Origin of the sequence: Stenotrophomonas sp. GD03654 (genome assembly GCF_029845105.1) — a bacterium.
Classification (GTDB): Bacteria; Pseudomonadota; Gammaproteobacteria; order Xanthomonadales; family Xanthomonadaceae; genus Stenotrophomonas; species Stenotrophomonas africana.
On record NZ_JAOCLC010000001.1, the window covers coordinates 86,621 to 102,796 of the forward strand.

At 67.0% G+C, this 16,176-nt stretch carries 13 protein-coding genes; 5 read left to right on the forward strand and 8 right to left on the reverse strand.

Translation table 11 applies throughout. The features are described from left to right. Positions 1 to 98 precede the first annotated feature (98 nt). Positions 99 to 524 carry a DoxX family protein gene (locus tag N5J73_RS00405; RefSeq protein ID WP_049449627.1) on the forward strand — a complete coding sequence of 142 codons (426 nt, stop codon included), beginning with the start codon at positions 99 to 101 and terminating at the stop codon, positions 522 to 524. Here the strand turns inward: N5J73_RS00405 and N5J73_RS00410 are convergent. After that, positions 497 to 1,300, reverse strand: a complete 804-nt coding sequence (locus tag N5J73_RS00410) for an APH(3')-II family aminoglycoside O-phosphotransferase (protein WP_049449629.1) — start codon at positions 1,298 to 1,300, stop codon at positions 497 to 499. The two genes, N5J73_RS00405 and N5J73_RS00410, sit on opposite strands and share 28 nt — an antisense overlap. A 90-nt stretch (positions 1,301 to 1,390) precedes the next feature. Here N5J73_RS00410 and N5J73_RS00415 point away from each other — a divergent pair, with 90 nt between their 5' ends. After that, positions 1,391 to 2,107, forward strand: a complete 717-nt coding sequence (locus tag N5J73_RS00415; protein WP_049449631.1) for an SDR family oxidoreductase — start codon at positions 1,391 to 1,393, stop codon at positions 2,105 to 2,107. Between the two features lie 96 nt (positions 2,108 to 2,203). Next, on the forward strand, positions 2,204 to 4,150 hold the full coding sequence (locus N5J73_RS00420; protein ID WP_049449633.1) for an EAL domain-containing protein: 1,947 nt from the start codon (positions 2,204 to 2,206) through the stop codon (positions 4,148 to 4,150). Here the strand turns inward: N5J73_RS00420 and N5J73_RS00425 are convergent. Continuing rightward, positions 4,147 to 4,758: a TetR/AcrR family transcriptional regulator gene (locus N5J73_RS00425; protein ID WP_049449635.1), complete on the reverse strand. Its 612-nt coding sequence runs from the start codon at positions 4,756 to 4,758 to the stop codon at positions 4,147 to 4,149. The two genes, N5J73_RS00420 and N5J73_RS00425, sit on opposite strands and share 4 nt — an antisense overlap. 104 nt (positions 4,759 to 4,862) lie before the next feature. Here N5J73_RS00425 and N5J73_RS00430 point away from each other — a divergent pair, with 104 nt between their 5' ends. After that, complete coding sequence (locus tag N5J73_RS00430; protein WP_049449637.1) at positions 4,863 to 5,939, forward strand: MBL fold metallo-hydrolase; 1,077 nt, start codon at positions 4,863 to 4,865, stop codon at positions 5,937 to 5,939. Positions 5,940 to 6,104: 165 nt separating this feature from the next. Next, on the forward strand, positions 6,105 to 9,224 hold the full coding sequence (locus N5J73_RS00435; RefSeq protein ID WP_049449639.1) for a discoidin domain-containing protein: 3,120 nt from the start codon (positions 6,105 to 6,107) through the stop codon (positions 9,222 to 9,224). Positions 9,225 to 9,314: 90 nt separating this feature from the next. On the opposite strand, the gene N5J73_RS00440 is transcribed toward N5J73_RS00435, so the two are convergent. Genes N5J73_RS00440 through N5J73_RS00465 form a run of 6 tightly spaced genes read right to left on the reverse strand, consistent with a single transcriptional unit; the run spans position 9,315 to position 16,163 of the window. Then, positions 9,315 to 10,292, reverse strand: a complete 978-nt coding sequence (locus N5J73_RS00440) for an ABC transporter substrate-binding protein (RefSeq protein ID WP_049449640.1) — start codon at positions 10,290 to 10,292, stop codon at positions 9,315 to 9,317. A gap of 16 nt (positions 10,293 to 10,308) precedes the next feature. Then, positions 10,309 to 12,054, reverse strand: coding sequence for an amino acid ABC transporter permease/ATP-binding protein (locus N5J73_RS00445; protein WP_080354955.1), 1,746 nt, complete (start codon positions 12,052 to 12,054; stop codon positions 10,309 to 10,311). Next, positions 12,051 to 12,602: a GNAT family N-acetyltransferase gene (locus tag N5J73_RS00450; RefSeq protein WP_049449642.1), complete on the reverse strand. Its 552-nt coding sequence runs from the start codon at positions 12,600 to 12,602 to the stop codon at positions 12,051 to 12,053. Before N5J73_RS00450 ends, N5J73_RS00445 begins: the two co-directional genes overlap by 4 nt. Then, positions 12,599 to 13,819 carry a M20 aminoacylase family protein gene (locus N5J73_RS00455; RefSeq protein WP_049449644.1) on the reverse strand — a complete coding sequence of 407 codons (1,221 nt, stop codon included), beginning with the start codon at positions 13,817 to 13,819 and terminating at the stop codon, positions 12,599 to 12,601. The genes N5J73_RS00450 and N5J73_RS00455 overlap by 4 nt, the downstream gene beginning before the upstream one ends. 4 nt (positions 13,820 to 13,823) lie before the next feature. Continuing rightward, entirely contained in the window at positions 13,824 to 15,167 is a 1,344-nt protein-coding gene (locus N5J73_RS00460) for an LLM class flavin-dependent oxidoreductase (protein WP_049449646.1), read from the reverse strand. 18 nt (positions 15,168 to 15,185) lie between these two features. After that, positions 15,186 to 16,163: an MsnO8 family LLM class oxidoreductase gene (locus tag N5J73_RS00465; protein ID WP_049449648.1), complete on the reverse strand. Its 978-nt coding sequence runs from the start codon at positions 16,161 to 16,163 to the stop codon at positions 15,186 to 15,188. Positions 16,164 to 16,176 lie beyond the last annotated feature (13 nt).

Here is a 16,176-nt window from a genome sequence, read left to right on the forward strand (position 1 = left end):
CCGATCACCATCGGGCTCCGTTCAGCCAGCCTTGACCTCAACTGCGGTTGAGGCCCGATGCTGCGCGGCCTGTCCCACGCTCAACCCGGAGTTCCTGCATGCCACGGATGATCACCCCCCTGCTCGACAGCCGCATGCTGTGGTTCCTCGCCCGACTGCTGCTGGCCGTGGTGTTCGTGTCCTCGGGCCTGGCCAAGCTGCTGGCGTGGGACAACAGCGTGGCCGAAATGCAGGCGGCCGGGCTGCAACCGCCTGTGCTGTTCAACCTCGCCAGCGCCGTGGTGCTGCTGGGTGGCTCACTGTGCCTGCTGCTTGATCGCCTGCTCTGGCTGGGCGCCGGCGCGCTGGCGGTGTTCCTGCTGCTGACCATCGTCATCGTGCATACCTTCTGGACCAAGCACGGTGCGGAACAGCAACTGGCCCTGTTCTTCGCGCTGGAGCACCTGAGCGTGGTCGGCGGCCTGATCTGCGCGGCCATCGCCAGCCATGCGCGGGCTCAGAAGAACTCGTCGAGCAACCGGTAGAACGCGAGCCGGCGCTCGTCGGCCACCGCGCCGTAGCGCTGGAACAACGGCGCGACCCAACGCGTGTCGCCGAAGTTGTGGACCAGGCTGCGCGCGGCCAGCGCCAGGTCCTGGTAGCGGTCGGCCACGCCCAGTCGCCCACAGTCGATGAAACCGCTGAAACGCCCCTCGGCCACCATCAGGTTCGGCAGGCACGCATCGCCATGGCTGACCACCAGATCTTCATGATCGGGCCGGGTGCTGCACAGTTCGGCGAAGACCTGCTGTGCGCTCTGCCCCAGGCGCTCGTCATCGAAGTCATCGGCGTCGACCAGGCCCGCCTCCACCCTTGCCTGCGCGGCCTGCAGGCGCGAGGCCAGTCGCTGGTCGAACGGACAGGCTGCCACCGGCAACGCGTGCAGCCCACGCAGCGCGTCGGCCAGCAGTTCCACCAACTGCTGCGGCGCAAGTTCCGGCGACGAGGCCAGGTCGCGGCCGGGCAGCGCGCTCATCAGCAACCAGCGCCGGCCCGCTTCTTCGGCGGTGGCAATCACCGTTGGCGCCGGCAGTCCCTGTGCCTGCAGCCAGCGCAGGCGCGTGATCTCATCGCCCAGCTCACTGAAGGCGTCGATCACTTCCGACTTCACGAAGGCATCGGGCTGGCCTGGCTGCTGCACACGAGCAACATCCGCACGCGACACGCCGATCGACTGCCGCTCGATGCGCGCATCGGCCAACGCTTCCTGCCACGCCCGCGGCAGCGGCAGGCCATCAGTGAAGGGATCGGGTGCTCCCATGTCGGGATGCTCCTGTTGCTGGGGACCCTACGGATTCTCGCCGATCCCGAAGCACACCGCCCAGCAGAGCGCGCAATGGAAGGAAGCAACATGAAATTGATGGTCATCGGCGCCAGCAGGGGCCTGGGTCGGGCGTTTGTGGAAGGCCTGATCAGTGCGGGCGACACCGTCATCGGCGTTTCGCGCAGCCGTCCGCGCGATCTTGAATGCCCCGAGGGCGTCACCCTGCAGTGGATCGAAGCCGATCTGTCCCAACCTACCTTGGCTGCCAATCACATCGCAGCGCAGGCACCGGCCGATCTGGATGTGCTGATCCACAACCTGGGCATCTGGGAAGAGACCGCCTTCAGCGACGAGTACGCCTTCCTCGACGAGAGCGATGCCGCGCTCACCCAACTGGTCGACGTCAACATCACCGCCACCCTGGTGCTGCTGCAGCGCCTGCTGCCGCGAGTGCTCGGCGCACCACGCCCGCAGCTGGTGCTGACCGGATCAACCTCGGCACTGCCGCGCAGTGGCCGCCCGGAAGTGGCGTTCGGCGCATCCAAGTTCGCACTCAACGGCATCGCCGATGCACTGCGCGAGGGTTTCCGCGATCGCCGCCTGGCGGTGACCAGCCTGCAGCTGGGCTACCTCAACACCGACGATGCACTGTCGGTGCCAGCTGCAGAGGCCGCAGCGCGCGGCGACGGCGAGCTGGTGCCGGTGCACGACGTCGTTGCAATGGTGCGCGCGTTGCTGCAGTTGTCACCGTCCGGCTTCGTGCGCGAACTGGTGCTGCCGGCCATCGCCGACCCGCGCTACTGATTGTAGAGGCCTCGGCCCGGGGCCCTTGGTGGCCGCTCGGGCGCCTGTGGTTTACCCTGCTCCTCACTGGCCGTCGGTCACAGGCGGGAACCTGCTATGGATGCGCTTTCACGGGTCTCGGCCCAGGTCCTGGACAGCGCCCTGCCCAGCCTGCCGCTGTATCTGCTGCAGGCCACGGCGGTGATCGGCATGATCGGCGTGCTGCTGATCGCCACCCGTCGCGCTGGCCATGCCATTGAAGGCCGCCGCCTGTACGTGGGCGTGGCGCTGGGCCTGATCTACCTGTTCAACGCCTGGTTCGTAGCCCGCTACACCCAGGGCGTGGTCAAGCTGCACCTCGGCTTCGACATCCTGCTGGTCAGCGGACTGCTCGGCGGCTGGCGCGGCGGCCTGGCCTGCCTGGGTGCCAGCCTGCTGGCCCGATACCAGTTCGCCGGCACCCAGTATTTTCTACCAGCCGGCCTCGAGGCCACGCTGCAGATGCTGGCAGGCGTCTGGCTGCGCAGGCGCCTGCACCCGCGCATGCTCAATGAACTCTCGCTGCGCATGATCCTGCAGGCCTGGGGCGTGCGTATCGTCGTCACTGCGTTGGGCCTGGCACTGGGCGTCGCAATCATCGGCGCCAATCAGCTACCCGTGGAGGAGTTGGCAATCCAGCGCCTGCTGGCACTGCCACTATCGCTGCTGATGCTGGGCGCGGTGTTCGCACTGGTCTACAACGATGCGCAGATCGATGCACAGCGTCAGCGCGAACACGCCTGGCTGCGCATCGATCCGATCAGTGGCCTGCCCAACATGCGCGCGCTCGGCGAACGCCTGCAGCATTACTGGCGCGACAACGACGGTATCGGCAAGGCCTGCCTGATCGTGGCCGAGATGGGCAACCTGCGCGACCTGCGCCTGCGCTACGGTCCGCTGCAGGACAACGGCCTGTGGCAGCGCGACAGCACCGAAGAGGTGCATCGGCTGCTGCCCTCGCTGCCGGCCGGGCAACTGGAGATATACCAGTTCGGCGATGCCGCGCTGGCGATCCTGGTGCGCGACCTGACCTTGTCCGAACTGCGCACGCAACCGCAGATCACCGAGCTGGCCAGCAACCTGGCCGATCAGGTCGGCCGCGATTGGCCCGGCTTCCGGCCGCTGTTCCGCTGCGCGGTAGTCGAGCTGAAGCCACCGGCCGCCGCAGATGATGGCTACCTGCCTTTCCGGGCAATCACCGTGGCGCTGAGTGCGATCGAATCCGGCGTCGTGTTCTTCGACGACCCGATCCAGCGCGACAGCGAGATCGACGCCCTGATCGAAGTCGCTCTCGAACGTTGGCTGCAGCAGGGCGACGCACCGCTGTGCTACCAGCCCAAGCATCGCCTGCAGGATCGCCAACTGGTCGGCGCCGAAGCACTGCTGCGCATGCGCGACGGCGAGGGCCGGCTGATCGCGCCGATGCGGGTGATCTCCCTGCTGCGCCGGCAGGGACGGCTGGCTGAACTGGAATGGGCCACGCTGCAGTCGGCCATCCATTTCATACAGCAGTGCCGACGCGATGGCACGCAACTGAAGATCGCCGTGAACGTCTCGGCCGAGTCACTGCGCCTGCCCGACTTCGGCCTGCGCCTGCAGGAACTGCTGCAGCTGCACGATGTGCCCGGCGTGATGCTGCGCCTGGAGATCGTCGAATGGACCGAAATCGTCGAGCGCGACGTCGTCGATGCCAACATCGCGCAATTGCTGGCGGCCGAGGTCACCCTGTCGCTGGACGATTTCGGTGCCGGCTATTCAACCCTGATCCTGCTCTCGCAGCTGGCCATCGCCGAGGTCAAGATCGAGCAGGCGCTGATCGCCACGCTGTCCGACGCCAAGTCGCAGTCGATCGTGCGCTTCATCGTCGAAGTCGCGCACCGCTGCGGCGCCATCGTGGTGGCCGAAGGTACCGAAACCCTGGCGCAGGAACAGCAACTGCGCGCACTGGGCGTGGATGTCGGCCAGGGCTATCTGTACTCGGCGGCGCTGCCGGCCGACGAGTTCCGCCGCTTCGCCGCCAGCTAGACCGCGTAGAACCCCAGGAACATCGCCACCGCCGATTCGGCCACGCGTGCACGCTCCTGTGCGTTCAACGGCGCCTGCCCCATCGTCACCTGTGGCCAGAACGCAAAGCTCTTCACCAGCCCGTGCAGCTGGTGGCCGGCGAACTCCGGATCGACCTCGCGCAGTCGACCATCGGCGATGGCCGCGCGGATCCAGGCACTCTCGCCGCTTTCCTTTTCACCCATGCGGCAGACGATGGCCTGCGCACGCTCCGGTGAGTGGATGATCTCCGCCATCGCCACCCGCGCCAGGTCGATGAAGTTGGCATCGCTGAGCAGTTCCAGCTTCTGGCCCAGCAACTGCAGCAGCTGCGCCTGCAGCGGCTGGTCGGCGCGGTACGGCAATGCATCACTGGCCACGCTGCGTTCCCACAGTTCCTCCAGGATCATCGAGAACAACGCTTCCTTGCTCGGGAAGTGGTTGTAGACGGTGCGCTTGGAGACCCCGGCCGCCTCTGCAATGCGGTCCATGCTGGTCGCCTCGTAGCCCGATGCACGGAACTCCTCCACCGCCGCGCGCACGATGGCATCGCGTTTACGGTCGGTCAGGCGTTGTGGGGCACGGGGCATGGCGGGAACCGGATAACTGAACGGACGCCACCATTTTACACCCATCAGTGTACTTTTGAAGAAGACGAAACTACACTGTGCAGTGTACCCAGCGGACGTCACCCATGAAGCGCCTGCTCCTTGTCCTCCTGCTTGGAATCCTCGCCGTGACCGCCTACACCTTCTGCAAGTCCTGGTCCCTCCCCGACTTCCCCGATTCGCCGCAGTACCGTGATGGCAAGTTCCGCAATGCCCTGCCCCGTCCGGCGATGGGCCTGCGCGTCGGTGCGGAGATCTGGTGGACGTTCCTGTTCAACAAGCCCAAGGGCACCGTCCCGGCCCACCCCATTCCGGTGCAGCCGCTGGACCGCGCTACCCTCGACGCTGCGCCGGACCGCAGTCTGTTCCGGCTGGGGCACTCCACGATCCTGCTGAAGCTGCGCGGCCAGTACTGGCTGACCGATCCGGTGTTCTCCGAGCGCGCCTCGCCGGTGCAGTGGATGGGCCCGGCCCGCTTCCATGCGCCACCGATCAGCATCGACGATCTGCCGCCGATCGCCGGCGTGATCCTCTCGCACAATCACTACGACCACCTCGACCACGCTGCGGTGATGCAGCTGGCTGGCAAGACCGCGCGCTTCATTGCACCGCTCGGCGTCGGCGACCAGCTGATCGCCTGGGGTGTGGACGCCAGCAAGGTCGAACAGCTGGACTGGTGGCAATCGACCGAAGCCAACGGCCTGCGCATGACCGCCACCCCGGGCCAGCATTTCTCTGGCCGCGGACTGGGCGACAGTGATCGCAGCCTGTGGGCGTCGTGGGTGATCCAGGACGGTGACTTCCGCATCTTCTTCAGCGGCGACACCGGCTACTTCGACGGCTTCAAGGCCATCGGCGAAAAGTATGGTCCGTTCGACCTGACCATGATCGAGACCGGTGCATACGATCCGCGCTGGGCGTTCGTGCACATGCAGCCGGAACAGACGCTACAGGCGCACCTGGACCTGCGCGGCAAGTGGCTGCTGCCGATCCACAACGGCACCTTCGACCTGGCCCTGCACGCATGGCAGCAGCCGTTCGAGCGCATCACCGCATTGGCGGCCGCAAAGAATGTGCCGGTGGCCACGCCGATGATGGGCGAAGCACTGGACATGCAGGCGCCGCAGGCGGGTACGCGCTGGTGGGAGACGGTGGAGCTGTAGCGTGCGGTGCGCTTGACCCGCCGGAAACCATGTGGAGCCGAGCCATGCTCGGCTGCGTCAACCACAGAAGCGGCCTGCGGCGCTGCAGTGCGTCATGTAACCGATTACATCCCTTGCTAGCGTAGCGCTCGCCCGATTCCGGTCGAACCTGCGAGGCTGTCCGTAATGACGTTGCGCGCCGAACGCTCCAAGGTCTCCACACCGCATTTCTCGTTGCGCCCTGCCGCTGCCCTGCTGTTGGCCGCCCTGGCCTCCAGCGCACAGGCACAGACCCTCCCCCCGCGCAGCCAATGGCAGGCCAGCAGTTCCTCGCAGCAGGTACCGGCGATGGCGATCAGCCACCTGATCGACGGCGACCCGAAGACCGTCACCGGCGGCGCCTTCAGCCCCGGCCACTGGTTCCAGATCGATCTGGGGGCCCCCGCGATGATGGCCGGCGTACGCCTCACCTGGGATGTCTCCAACCCGGAAGGCTATTCGCTGCAGACCTCGCTGGACGGCCAGCAGTGGCAGACCGCGTACACCATGGCCGATTCGCTGGGCGATGTGGAAACGCTGTACTTCGCGCCGCGGCAGGCGCGCTACCTGCGGCTGGCCAGCCCGCAGCGCACCTCCGACTGGGGCGTGTCGATCTTCGAGATGGAGCCGTTGGACAGCACGCTCAGCGCACGCATCAGCGGTATCGATGCAACGCAGGCAGCGGCGCTCTGGCAAGGGAGTGGCACGGTCGCAATGCCGGCCGGAAAGGGAGGCGCTCACGCGTTTGAGATCACCCTGCCCCGCGCGCAGTCCACGGCTGGCCTGGTAGTGGAATGGGCGGATGGTGCGCGCGGCGCTGCTCGATTGCAGGCGCAGGACGCGCAAGGCCGCTGGCAGGATCTCGCACACGATGCACAGGCGGCCAGCCATCGGCAAAGCTGGTTGGCCGCCACTGCAGCACAACCCTTGCGTGCATTGCGCCTGAGCGTGGACGGCGCCGCACCGCAGATCGCGCGACTGCGCCTGCTCGGCCCGAAAGCCGTGATGACACCGATGAAGCAGTACCAGATCGCCGCCAGCGGCGCGCAGCGCGCGTTGTTCCCGGCGTCGCTGCAGATGCAGCAGACCTATTGGACCGCAGTGGGCGTGCATGCGGGCCGACAGAAATCGATCTTCGACGAATACGGCAATCTGGAAGCCTTCAAGGGCGCGCCACTGGTGCAGCCGATCTGGCGAAGTGCTGACGGCCGCGCCGCTGGCGCGGCAGGACAGCCGATACAGCACGCGCTGCGGGATGGCTGGAAGCCGATGCCCTCCGCTACGTGGTCACCGCAGCCCGGGCTGGAGTTGCGCAGCGAGGTATTCGCCATCGAGCGCAACGGCCAGCCGGTAACGTTCCTGCGTCATCGCCTGCACAACACCGGAAAAACCGGGATCGACGGCACACTCAGCCTGGTCGTGCGCCCGATGCAGATGAATCCGCCGTGGCAGAACGGCGGGCTGTCACCCATTCGCGATGTGGCGATCGATGGACAGGCTGTGCGCATCAACGGGCGCACGCTGCTGCGGTCGCTCACGCCGGTGGCTGCGTCTGGTACGGCGCCGTTCGGCACGGATGGCGCCACGGAAATCACCGCGAACATTGCTGCCGGCCAACTGCCTTCCGCGCAACGGGCGCACGATGACCAGGGTCTTGCCTCGGCTGCGTTGAACTACCGCGTCTCGTTGGCGCCGGGCGCCAGCGATGCCATCGTGGTCGCGTTCCCCTTGGGTACTGCCGCCGCCGATACCAAGGGCGCGCTGCCCGAAGCGCCTGCGCTCGATCTGGCCACGCTGCCCCGCGATGCCAATGCGGCGTTCGATTGCCTGGCCACGCAGGCCTCCGCCGACTGGCAGGCACGGCTGGGTCAGGTCGGCCTGCGCCTGCCCGATCCCTCACTGGTCGACATGCTGCGCGCGCAGGCCGCCTACATGCTGATCAACCAGACCGGCCCGGCGATGCAGCCCGGTCCGCGCAACTACAACCGCTCCTTCATCCGCGACGGCATGGCCACCTCGGCGGTGCTGCTGCGCATGGGCGAAGCCCGCGTCGCGCGCGACTACCTGGCCTGGTACAGCGAACACGGTGTGCATGCCAACGGTCTGGTCTCGCCGATCCTCAACGACGATGGCACTGTCAACACCGGCTTCGGTTCGGACATCGAGTACGACAGCCAAGGCCAGTACGTGGCACTGGTGGCCGATGTCGCGCGCCTGGATGGCGGACCCGAGTCGGTACGTGCCTATCTGCCGAAAGTGAAAGCGGCGCTGCGTTTCCTGCAGGAACTGCGCGAACGCACGCTGGTGCCCGGCTACAAGGCCGACCAGCCGGCGCCGGAGCGCTTCGCCGGCATCCTTGCGCCGTCGATCAGCCATGAGGGCTATCCGTCCCCTACCCACAGCTACTGGGATGACTACTGGGGCCTGAAGGGCTGGCATGACGGTGCGTGGCTGGCCGAATCGCTGGGCGACCACGAGACCGCAATGTGGGCACGCGAGCAGTACAAGCTGCTCTACGACGCGCTGCACGCCTCGATCCGGGCGACGATGGCGTGGAAGGGCATCGACTTCATTCCCTCTTCGGCCGACCTGGGCGATGGCGATCCAACCGGCGTATCGATCGCACTGGACCCCACCGGTGCGCAGAGCGTGCTGCCGCCCGAGGCGTTGCGCACCACCTTTGCCCGATATCTGGACGACGTGCGCAAGCGCAGCCAGCCAGGCGCGCTGTACGCCTATACGCCGTATGAGATCCGCAACGTGCTGAGCTATGTGCACCTGGGCCAGCCGCAGGTGGCCGATGAGCTGCTGCAGGGGCTGCTGCATGACCGGCGCCCGCTTGAGTGGCAGGTGCTGGCCGAGGTCGTGCACTCGCGCCTGCGTTTCCCGCGCTACCTGGGCGACATGCCGCACACCTGGATCGGCGCCGAGTACGGCCGCACGCTGTTCGGCATGCTGATGCGCGAGGACGATGATGCGCTGTCGCTGCTGCCAGGTACGCCACCGTCGTGGGTGGCTGGCGATGGGCTGGCGGTGGAACGCCTGCCGACGGCGTACGGCACGCTGCAGATGCAGGCGCGGCAGCGCGAAGGGGTGCTGACGGTCACGCTGGGCAAGGGGTTGCGCAGCGGGACGGCGGTGAAGGTCTGGTGGCCGGCGCGCACGATGCCGAAGACGGTACGTGTGGATGGGCGTAGCGTTTCAAACTTCGATGCCGAGGGGGTGCGTTTGGCAAAGCCGTTCAAAACGCTGGAGGCGCGTTGGTAGAGGCGAGCTTGCTCGACTGCATGTCGCCGATCACCATGCGCCAGTCGAGCAAGCTCGACTCTACAGGGGCCCTCCGGGCCACGCCCGGTGTCATTGCAGCGTCGGCAATCCCGGCGGATTGGTCTGCGACTGCGGCACCGCCTCCTCGGCCACGTTCCATCGTTCCAGCGCCTGTGCGTAAGTGCCGCTGCCGATCTGGGTGTTCAATGCCTGCGTCACCGCATCGGCCAGGCCGCTGCCCTTACGGGTGGTCACCGAGATCGCCGCGGCGTTCGGCCAGCCGCCAGGGAACAGGCCCACACGCCGCACCTTGCCATCGCGTGCCGAATAAGCGCCGGTGGCATTGGGCTCGAACGAGACATCGGCGCGGCCGGTGATCACCGCCAAGCGGCCGACCACCGCGTCGTCGAAGTACTGGTACTCCACCGGCTTCAGGCCGGCAGCGATGTTCTGCTGGTCCCACTGGCGCAGGATCTGGTCCTGGTTGGTGCTGGCGCCCACCACCACCTTCAGCCCGGCGACGTCGGCGGGCTTTTCGATCTTCTGTATCGGCCCATCGGCGCGCGTGTAGATGCCCAGCAGGTCGTAACGATAACTGGAGAAATCGAACTTCTTCTTGCGCTCCTCGGTGACCGTCACATTGGAGAGCACCGCATCGTACTTGCCCGATTCCAGCCCCAGCGGCCAGTCAGGCCAGGCCACCGGTACGATCACCAGCTTCAGGCCCAGCCCATCGGCGATCAGCCGCGCGATGTCGGGCTCGATGCCGACAACGTCCTTGCTGTCGGCACCATAGTCGGCCAGCGGCAGCTGTCCCGGATGAGTGGCCACGGTGAATGTGCCGGGGGTGACGAAGCGATAGTCGGCCGGGATCAACGCCTGAGCCTTCGGGTCAAACGTACCCTTCAGCACGGCCGTGTTCGCACCGGCCAGGCTGGTCGCGGCCACGGCGCCGGCATCCGGTGCCTGGCGTACGCGCGAATAGACGATGCCGGCGATGCCGACGACCAGCACGCCCACGATCAACAGGTTGCTGCGCGAGGGACGACGCGGTGCTGCAGGGCTCATGATGTTCCTACCGGGGTTACAGGGTCTTGGCCAGGAATTCGGCGGTGCGTTGCTGGCGCGGGCGTTCGAACAACGCCTCGGGCGTGCCCTGCTCGATCACCCGCCCCTGGTCCATCATCACCACGTGGTCGGCCACGCGACGGGCGAAACTCAGTTCATGGGTGACGATCACCAGCGTGGTGCCGGAACGGGCCAGCTCCTCGATCACGCTGAGTACTTCAGCCACCAGTTCCGGGTCCAGTGCCGAGGTCGGTTCATCGAACAGCAGCACCTTCGGTTGCAGCGCCAGTGCGCGGGCGATCGCGATGCGCTGCTGCTGGCCACCGGACAGCTGGCGCGGGAACGCATCGGCCTTGTCGGCCAGGCCAACCCGCTCCAGCAGCGTCCGCGCCTGCTGCTCGGCCTGCGCACGCGGCACGCCGCGCACCGCCATTGGTGCCTCGATGATGTTTTCCAGCGCGGTCAGGTGCGGGAACAGGTTGAATCCCTGGAACACCATGCCCACTTCCGCACGACGGCGGCGGATCTCACGCTCGGGCAGTTCGTACAACGTGTCATCCTCGCGGCGGTAGCCGATCAGCTGGCCGCCGACAGTCACGTAACCGCCGTCGGCGCGTTCGAGGTGGTTGATCAGCCGCAGCAGCGTGGACTTGCCGGCGCCGGACGGGCCGATCAGCACCGTCACGCTGCCTGCGCGCAGGTCCAGGTTCACGTCTTCCAGCACCGGCTGGTCGCCGAACACCTTGCCTACGCCGTGCAGCGACACCGCAGCTCCCTCGCCCGCTTCCACCTGCGTGGCGATGCGCGGGCGGCTTGCCACGCGCGGCGCGGCTTCGCTCTGCACACGCGGGGGCGATGACACCCGCGACACCGAGCGCTCGCGCTGCAGCTGGCCACGCGCGAAGCGTTGCTCCACGCGCCGCTGCAACAGCGACAGCACGGTAAGGATTACCAGGTACCAGACCGTGGCCACCATCAGCAGCGGCACCACCTCCAGATTGCGGCGGTAGATTACCTGCACGGTGTAGAACAGTTCCGGCAGCGCCAGCACGTAGACCACCGAAGTGCTCTTGGCCAGGCCAATCACATCGTTGAAGGCGGCCGGCAGGATCGAGCGCATCGCCTGCGGCAGGATGATGCGGCGCACCTGGCGGCTACGCGGCAGGCCAAGCGCGGCGGCCGCTTCGTACTGTCCGTGGTCCACCGACAGAATCCCGCCGCGGATCACCTCGGCCGAGAACGCCGCCTGGTTCAAGGTAAGACCCAGCACCGCCGCAGTGAACACACCAATCAGCTGCGTGGTCGGGTAGGAGAACAGGCTGATGCCGGTGAAGGGAACGCCCAGTTCGATGGTGCTGTACAGATAGCCCAGGTTGTTCAGCAGCAGCAACAGCACCAGCAGCGGAATCGAACGGAACAACCACACGTAGCCCCACGACACCGCCGACAGCAGCGGCGAGCCGGACACCCGGGCCAACGCCAGCAAGGTACCCAGCGCGAAGCCGAGGCCGGTGCCGAGTGCAGTCAGCAGCAGCGTGCGGCCCAGGCCTTCCAGCACCGGGCGTGCGAAGAACCACTCGGCGAAGGTGCCCCAGCCCCAGCGCGGATTGCCCAGCACGGACTGCAGCCCGATCAGGATCAGCGCCAGTGCCAATACTGTGCCGAACACCTGCAGCGGATGCCGGGCGGGCACGATCTTCAGCGCAGGTGCTGGCGCAGGACGGGCGGCAATGCCATCCAATGCAGTCGAAGGCGTGCTCATGCGTGGGCTCCGTGCAACACGGTCTGCGTAGGCGCAACAACAGGCGCCGGCGCACGTAGATGCTTCTCGAACGGCAGATGCGCGATGGTTTCCGGGTCGGCCTCCAGATCGAACAGCGCGGTGTAGCCATGGCTGAGGTACAGGCCAACCGCTTCAGGCTGGCGGAAGCCGGTGGTCAGGAACACGCGCCGATAGCCTTGGCGCGCCGCCTGGTCTTCCAGTTCCTGAAGCACGCGACGCGCGATGCCCTGCCGGCGCAGCCCGGGCAGCGTCCAGATGCGTTTGAATTCGGCGGTTTCCGGATCGCGGTGCGGCATGAAGGCGCCGCCGGAGATCGCCACGCCGTCTCGCAGCAGCAGTACGAACGCCCCTACCGGGGCAGCAAAGGCCTGCGCCGGGTAGCGCTGCAGCTCCTCCCGGGCGCTGCCACCGATGCGTCGGCGCACGTCGGCGTAGCGGCTGTCGTACTCCTGTTCCAGGCCATCGAACAGAGGCCGTGCCAGCGGATCATCCACCGAGGTATAGAGGAAGCGTTCGTTGCTGCTCATGCCACGTCCTTCACCAGATAGTCTTCGGCCAGCCGCGCCCAAAGGCTGGCGGCCGGTGCGATGGCCGCGTCGTTGAACACGTAGCGCGGGCTGTGCAGCGGCGCACTGTCGCCGTTGCCAACGAACACGAAGCTGCCCGGCCGCGCCTGCAGCAGGAACGCGAAGTCCTCACTGGCAGTGCGCGGTGCGAATTCGGGCACCACCTGCCCGGCACCGAATCCCTGCACAGCGACCTCGCGGATGTAGGCAGTCTGCTGCGGGTGGTTGATCACGCTGGGGAAGCCGCGCGGGAACTCGATCTCGGCACGCGCACCGAACGCGGCGGCGGTCTGCTCGGCAATCCTGGTGACCCGGCGCCGCAGGGTGTCGCGTACCTCGGGCAGGTAGGCGCGCACGGTCAGCTTCAGCTCGACCACGTCCGGAATCACATTGGCGGCCTGGCCGCCGTGGATCGAACCGACAGTGACTACGCCCATCTGCCGCGGGTCGACATTGCGTGACACCACGCTCTGCAACGCGGTAACGATGTGCGCCGCCGCCAGGATTGGGTCAACGCTACCCTGCGGCTCGGCGCCGTGACCGCCCTTGCCGATCACCTTCAGCCGCGCCCAGTCCACCGACGCCATCGCCGGGCCATCGACGAAGCCGAAGTGGCCCACCGGCACGCCCGGCCAGTTATGCAGGCCATAGATTGCATCCACCGGGAAGCGCTCGAACAGGCCATCTGCAATCATCTTCGAAGCACCCGAACCGGTTTCCTCGGCCGGCTGGAACACCAGCTGCAGGGTGCCGTCGATAGCACCATGATGAGCCAGGTAATGCGCTGCCGACAGCAGGATGGCGGTGTGACCATCGTGGCCGCAGGCATGCATCAGCCCCTCGGTCTGGCTGGCATAGGCCAGGCCGGAGTCCTCGTGGATCGGCAGTGCATCGATGTCGGCGCGCAGACCAAGACGACGGCTGCCCTGCCCTCGCTGCAGCGTGCCGACGACGCCGGTGCCACCGAGGCCGGTGGTCACCTCATAGCCCCACTGCTGCAGCAGTTCGGCCACTCGGGCGCTGGTGCGGTGCTCCTCAAAGGCCAGCTCCGGGTACCGGTGCAGGTCATGACGGATCGCAATGGCGGCCTCGGCGCGTGCTGCGATTTCGGGCAGCACGCCGATGGACGCAGGATCTCGCCGGGCATGGCCCAGCGCTACCGAATTCTCTCCGCTCATCGCCCTACCCCACCTTCCGCGCCGGTTCGGCATCGGTCGCATGACGGCTGGCCTTGTACGGCAGGCCCAAGTGCTCGCGCAGGGTCTGCCCTTCCAGCTCGCGCTGGTGGTAGCCGCGCGCCTGCAGGATCGGCAGCACCTGGGTCACGAAATCGTCCAGGCCTTCGCGCTGTGCGGCGAAGCCGAGAATGAAACCGTCGCTGGCACCGGCGTCGAACCAGCGGATCAGCTCATCGGCCACGTGCTCCGGCGTGCCGATGAAGTTCGGTCGCGGGCTCACCGCTTCAAGCGCCACCTGGCGCAGGCTCAGGCCCTTCTCACGCGCATCCCGCTTGATGCGGTCGGTGGTGGAACGGAACGAATTGCTGCCGATGTCACCCAGCTCCGGGAACGGTGCATCCGGGTCGTACTGGCTGAAATCGTGGTGGTCGAAGAAGCGGCCGAGATAGGCCAGTGCGTCCTCCAGCGTGGCCAGTGCGGCGATTGCCTGGTACTTGGCTTCGGCCTCTTCGGCAGTGCGGCCGACGATGGGGCCGATACCCGGGAAGATCTTCACGTCATTGCCGCTGCGGCCGTGCGCGATCGCCGAATTCTTCACCTTCTGGGTGAATGCGCGGGTTTCTTCCAGCGACGGCGAATGGGTGAACACCGCATCGGCGTACTTGCCAGCCAACGCAATGCCATCATCGGAAGAACCCGCCTGGAAAATCACCGGCTGGCCCTGTGGCGAACGCTGGATGTTGAGCGGACCTTCCACCTGGAAGAAGCGCCCCTTGTGATCGAGCCGGCGGAACTTCTCCGGTGCAAAGAACGTGCCGCTGTCGCGCTCGCGCACGAAGGCGTCGTCGTCCCAGGAATCCCACAGTCCCTGCACCACCTCCAGGTACTCGTCGGCGATCTGGTAGCGCAGCGCGTGCTCCGGGTGCGGCCGGCCGTAGTTGCGGCCAGAGCCCTCCAACGGCGAGGTCACCACGTTCCAGCCAGCGCGGCCGCCGCTGAGCAGATCCAGCGAGGCGAACTGCCGGGCCACCGTGAACGGGTCGCTGTAGGAGGTCGACAGCGTACCGGCCAGGCCGATCTTCTTCGTCGCCGTCGCCAGTGCCGACAGCAGCGAGATCGGCTCGAAGCGGTTGAGGAAGTGCGGAATCGACTTCTCGTTGATGTACAGGCCATCGGCCACGAAGCCGAAGGCGATGCCGTTGTCCTCGGCAGTGCGCGCGATGTCGATGTAGAACTGCAGGTTGACGCTGGCATCGGCCGGGTTGGATGGATGCTTCCAGGCATGCATGTGACTGCCGGGGCCCTGCAGCATGATGCCGAACGGAATGTGGCGCGGGGTCGTGCTCATGGGAATCGCTCCTGCAGGTCAGGCCACCGCCGCGCGCGGCGCGGGCGACAGCAGTTCAAGGGATGTCAGGCGTGCGTCGAGGTCGGCCACCGGCGCATCGAGAATGAACTCGCCCACGCCGAAGCGCCGGTGCAGCGCATCCAGTTCGTCACGCACGTGCTGCGCATCGCCAGACAACACGCTCGGGCGGGTTTCCTCGATGCGGAAGTCGGCCACGCCCACCTGGCGCGCGTACTCGGCAGCCGCCTCCGGGCTGGGCAGGTTCACCGCTTGCCCGGGACCGAGGTGCAGCTTGTAGACCCGCAGCGCACCGATGTGACGCGCTGCGGCTTCAGCAGTCGGTGCGGCGAAGGCCACCGTGGCCAGCAGCGGTGGCTGCGAGGAGACGCTGCGATAGGCATCGAACGCAGCCTCGATGTGTTTCGGGTCGCCATCAAAGTGCGCGGCGTAGACGAAGCGCCAGCCCAGCTCGGCCGCCTGCTTGGCGCTCTGCGGGCTGGCACCGAGCAGAAAGCGCTCCGGCGCCTGCTGCGGGATCGGGCGCGCCTGCGCCTCGGCGTCGGTACCCGACAGGTAGCCCTCCAGGTCGCGCAGCTGCTGGTCGAAATCGGCAAACGCCGGCCGCCCCGCTGCCAATGCAGCCGTAGAGGCCGGCAGGCCACCGGGGGCCTTGCCCACGCCGAGGTCAACACGCCCCGGCGCCAGCGCCGACAGCAGGTTGAAGTTCTCCGCGACCTTGTACGGCGCATAGTGGCGCAGCATCACCCCACCGCTGCCGATGCGGATGCGCCGGGTCTGCGCCAGTACCCAGGCCGCGAGCACTTCCGGTGCGGGGCTGGCCAAGGTCGGCGCGGCATGGTGCTCGGCAAACCAGTACCGGTGGTAACCCAACTGCTCGGCACGCTGTGCCAGCTGCAGGCTGTTGCGCAGCGCCTGCTCCGGTGAGGCGCCCTCGGCCACCGGGCTCTTGTCCAACACGCTGATCTGATAACTCATGGTCGCGTCCTCG

Coding starts and splice junctions, on each gene's coding strand:
- N5J73_RS00405 (WP_049449627.1), top strand. CDS start 99: ATGCCACGGATGATCACCCCCCTGCTCGACAGCCGCATGCTGTGGTTC.
- N5J73_RS00410 (WP_049449629.1), bottom strand. CDS start 1,300: ATGGGAGCACCCGATCCCTTCACTGATGGCCTGCCGCTGCCGCGGGCG.
- N5J73_RS00415 (WP_049449631.1), top strand. CDS start 1,391: ATGAAATTGATGGTCATCGGCGCCAGCAGGGGCCTGGGTCGGGCGTTT.
- N5J73_RS00420 (WP_049449633.1), top strand. CDS start 2,204: ATGGATGCGCTTTCACGGGTCTCGGCCCAGGTCCTGGACAGCGCCCTG.
- N5J73_RS00425 (WP_049449635.1), bottom strand. CDS start 4,758: ATGCCCCGTGCCCCACAACGCCTGACCGACCGTAAACGCGATGCCATC.
- N5J73_RS00430 (WP_049449637.1), top strand. CDS start 4,863: ATGAAGCGCCTGCTCCTTGTCCTCCTGCTTGGAATCCTCGCCGTGACC.
- N5J73_RS00435 (WP_049449639.1), top strand. CDS start 6,105: ATGACGTTGCGCGCCGAACGCTCCAAGGTCTCCACACCGCATTTCTCG.
- N5J73_RS00440 (WP_049449640.1), bottom strand. CDS start 10,292: ATGAGCCCTGCAGCACCGCGTCGTCCCTCGCGCAGCAACCTGTTGATC.
- N5J73_RS00445 (WP_080354955.1), bottom strand. CDS start 12,054: ATGAGCACGCCTTCGACTGCATTGGATGGCATTGCCGCCCGTCCTGCG.
- N5J73_RS00450 (WP_049449642.1), bottom strand. CDS start 12,602: ATGAGCAGCAACGAACGCTTCCTCTATACCTCGGTGGATGATCCGCTG.
- N5J73_RS00455 (WP_049449644.1), bottom strand. CDS start 13,819: ATGAGCGGAGAGAATTCGGTAGCGCTGGGCCATGCCCGGCGAGATCCT.
- N5J73_RS00460 (WP_049449646.1), bottom strand. CDS start 15,167: ATGAGCACGACCCCGCGCCACATTCCGTTCGGCATCATGCTGCAGGGC.
- N5J73_RS00465 (WP_049449648.1), bottom strand. CDS start 16,163: ATGAGTTATCAGATCAGCGTGTTGGACAAGAGCCCGGTGGCCGAGGGC.